5 protein-coding genes are annotated in these 3,477 nt (G+C 73.7%); 4 read left to right on the forward strand and 1 reads right to left on the reverse strand.

Going from position 1 to position 3,477, the window contains the following annotated elements:
* From JWR81_RS32190 to JWR81_RS32205, 4 genes are all read left to right on the forward strand, one after another.
* Positions 1 to 382: hypothetical protein (locus JWR81_RS32190; RefSeq protein ID WP_297661443.1), on the forward strand; the 382-nt coding region annotated here is incomplete at its 5' end.
* A complete protein-coding gene (locus JWR81_RS32195; RefSeq protein ID WP_297661445.1) occupies positions 379 to 801 on the forward strand; it encodes a roadblock/LC7 domain-containing protein in 423 nt (140 codons plus the stop codon). The genes JWR81_RS32190 and JWR81_RS32195, both read left to right, overlap by 4 nt.
* Before the next feature lie 59 nt (positions 802 to 860).
* On the forward strand, positions 861 to 1,508 hold the full coding sequence (locus JWR81_RS32200; protein ID WP_297661448.1) for a DUF742 domain-containing protein: 648 nt from the start codon (positions 861 to 863) through the stop codon (positions 1,506 to 1,508).
* Complete coding sequence (locus tag JWR81_RS32205) at positions 1,489 to 2,088, forward strand: ATP/GTP-binding protein (protein ID WP_297661450.1); 600 nt, start codon at positions 1,489 to 1,491, stop codon at positions 2,086 to 2,088. The genes JWR81_RS32200 and JWR81_RS32205 overlap by 20 nt, the downstream gene beginning before the upstream one ends.
* A gap of 327 nt (positions 2,089 to 2,415) precedes the next feature.
* Here the strand turns inward: JWR81_RS32205 and JWR81_RS32210 are convergent.
* Positions 2,416 to 3,477, reverse strand: a 1,062-nt coding sequence (locus JWR81_RS32210) for a helicase-associated domain-containing protein (protein ID WP_297661451.1), incomplete at its 5' end; no start/stop codon positions are given.

Consider the following 3,477-nt stretch of genomic DNA (forward strand, 5'->3'; position numbering starts at 1 on the left):
CCCGGCACCGTTCGAGGCCGCTCCGGCACCGTTCGAGGCCGCCCCGGCCGCACCGGTGTCGGATCAGGCCTTCGCCGGCGCGGCCGACGAGGGCTGGCGCGCCGCGAGCGGCGTGGAGTCCGACCGCCCCGACGAGCTGACGGCTGCGGGGCTGCCCAAGCGGCGTCCCCGGGCGCGGCTGGTGCCCGGCAGCGCCGGCTCTGCGGTGCTGTCGCCGCCCGTCACCGCCTCGCGCAGCGCCGAGACCATCCGGGGCCGCCTCGCGAGCTACCAGCAAGGCGTCCGGCAGGGTCGCGAGACCCGCGCCCGCGGAGGCGAGCCCGGAACGGCCACCGACACCAGCACCAACCCCGCCAGTACGCACGACGAGGAGTCATCATGACGGCGCCCCAGATACAGCCGAGCCGGTTCGGGTGGCTGGTCACGAACTTCGCGGAGCGGGTGCCCGGTGTGGCCCACACCATCGTGGTGTCGGCCGACGGCCTGCTCCTGACCAGCTCCGACCGCCTTCCGCGCGACCGCGCCGACCAGCTCGCCGCGGTGGCCTCCGGCCTGATCAGCCTCACGCAGGGCGCGGCCCGCTGCTTCGACGCGGGCGGCGTCGTCCAGACGGTCGTCGAGATGGACCGCGGCATCGTCCTGCTGATGTCGATCAGCGACGGTTCCTGCCTGGCCGTGCTGGCGTCACCGAGCTGTGACATCGGCCTGATCGGATACGAGATGACGCTGCTGGTCGACCGCGTCGGCCAGCTGCTCACCCCCGAGCTCCGCGCCGAGCTCCAGGGCTCGTTCGGTCCCTGATCTCCCCCGTTCCCGACCACACACGAACGCACGACGGTGAAGAAGGCAGGTGAAGTCCGATGACCTCCGGTCCCGACGACGAGCGCCGGCAGACCTCGGAGCCGACCTTCGCCGACGTGATGAACGGCTTCAGCCTCGACGCGGGCCGCTCGCCGCGTCGCCGCCGGTGGGGTCGCCGTCGCGGCGACGACGCCGACCAGCCCCCGGAGCTGGAGACACAGCTCGACCGTGCCCGCTCCTCGGCGACGGTGTCGAACGAGGAGATGTACGGGGCGGCCCCGCAACAGCGGCCGGCCGTTCCTCCGGCCCAGTCCACCGGGCCGATCGACATGCGGGTCGTGGAGGCCGACCAGTTCGGCCAGGGCGTCGGCGCCTCCGCCGTACGGCCCTACACGTGGACCCGTGGACGAACCAAGTCCGGCCTCGACCTGGCGATCGAGACACTCGTCTCGACCAGCCAGCGGGGCCGGGACCAGATGGGCCTGTTGCAGGTCGAACACCGTGCCGTCGCGGAACTGTGCGAGCAGACCCGCTCGGTCGCCGAGGTCGCGGCGCTACTGTCGCTGCCCCTCGGCGTCGCGAGGGTCCTGCTGGGCGACATGGCCGGGCTCGGCGTCGTGACCGTGCACCAGACCGCGAGCAGTGCCGGCAACGCGCCGGACCTCGCCCTGATGGAAAGGGTGTTGAGTGGACTCCGTCGGCTCTAGGCCGCACACGATCGCCACCGCGGCGACGATCTCAGCGAAGATCGTGGTGGCCGGAGGGTTCGGTGTCGGCAAGACCACGTTCGTCGGCTCGGTCTCCGAGATCGTCCCGCTGACCACCGAGGCCGTCATGACCGAGGCCAGCGCGGCGCACGACGACCTGTCGGCCACCCCGAACAAGGTCACGACCACGGTGGCCATGGACTTCGGCCGCGTCTCGCTGGACTCCGAGCTGATCCTGTACCTGTTCGGTACGCCGGGCCAGCATCGGTTCTGGTTCATGTGGGACGACCTGGTGCGCGGCGCGATCGGCGCCGTAGTGCTGGTCGACACCCGCAGGCTGGCCGACTCCTTCGCCGCGATCGACTTCTTCGAGGACCGCGGGCTCCCCTACGTCGTGGGCCTCAACTGCTTCGACGGGCTGCTCCAGCACCGGGTGGAGGACGTCCGCGAGGCCATGTCGATCGACCCGTCGATCCCGATCGTCAGCTGCGACGCCCGCAACCGCCTCTCCACCAAGCAGACGCTGATCGCGCTGGTGGAGCACGCCATGCAGCACCGCATGACGGCCGGGGCCCGCTGACTCCGCCGCACGACCGGTATCCGGACACCCTGAGCGGCGGATACCCGTCGTGACGCGGAGGGCGCCGGTGCTCGCCGTCCGCGCAGGCGAGCGGCCCCGGTCGATCCTCCCTCGGCCGGGCTCCGGCCGTGGCGGCCCGCCGCGCTGGACCGGCAGGCCGGTTCTTCGGGACGCGGGGCTGCGGCGGATACGGCCGCGAGCCCTCTGGTGAGGCGGCCGGGTCATGATCACCGCTTCGGGACAGCCGACCGCGACTCGCGCGGCTGAGCGTCCCCCACCGTCGATCACGCACCTGGCAACGATCTCGCAGCCCGACGACCGGACCCGTCAGTCCTGCACCATCGCGATGCTGGTGATGCGATGCAGCGGCACGCGGTGCAGGGCGCCGTCGCTCGCGTCGCGGCCCTCCACCACACCCCCGCCCACGCTGGTGGGCTCGAGCACGCGCTCGCCCTGCACACCGTGGCCGTCGACGAATCCGATCCACACGCTGCGCCGGGACGAGGCAGCGGTGCGCAGCAGGTCGAGCGTGGAGCCGTTCGCGAACGTCTCCGCACCGCGACGCATGCCAGCCAGCGCGTCGCCCGACCGCATCCGGGACACCAGCGCGGCGAGCTGCTCGTCGCCCGGCTCGGGCGGGGTGCCGACGCGCTCGGTGATGCGCCGCCGCGGGCTGGTGCGCCTGCCCCGGTCGGACAGGTCGAGCACGGCACCGCCGGTGTCCTCCGCGGCGGGGCTGAACCCGGCGGCGCGCAGCCCGTCGAGCAGCTCGACGAGCGGCAGCGGGCTGACCACCACGGTGGGGGCGATGCGGCGCAGCTCCAACGGGACCGCGTCGGGGTGGGCGAGCACCTCGGAGATCAGCACCTCGTCGTCGGAGCGCAGGAACGACGCCGCCGCCCCACCGCGCAGCCGCCCGTGCCGGCGCGCGACGTCGTCGACGAGGTAGGACAGGCCCTGCGGCACCGGCGTGGCCGAGCGCTTGCGCAGCAGCTCGTGCAGGTCGGCGGCGCTGCGGCCGGAGTCCAGTGCCCGGCGGACCGTGGCCTCGGTGAAGCGGTAGACGGTGGCGCCGCCCGCCGACTCGACCTCCGCCACGAGGTCGAGCTCGCGGGCCAGCTCGGGCTCAAGCGGCCCGGGCGCCACGGCGGTCAGGTCGGCCTGCAGCAGCACGTGGTCGACGGGCTCGGGCAGGGTGGTGCGCAGCGCGGCGACGATGCCGTCCGGGTCGTCGAGCAACGCGCGCCCGGGGGCGGAGATCGCGTCGAGGGCCACCACACCGAGGGTGGTGGCCTCGGTCAGGGCCCAGCCCGCCACCTCGTCGCGCAGCCGGCCGCCCCGGCGGGGCGCGCGCCAGGCCAGCACGTCGGCGAGTGCGGCAGCCGACCC

Source organism: Pseudonocardia sp. (genome assembly GCF_025965585.1).
Lineage (GTDB): Bacteria > Actinomycetota > Actinomycetes > Mycobacteriales > Pseudonocardiaceae > Pseudonocardia.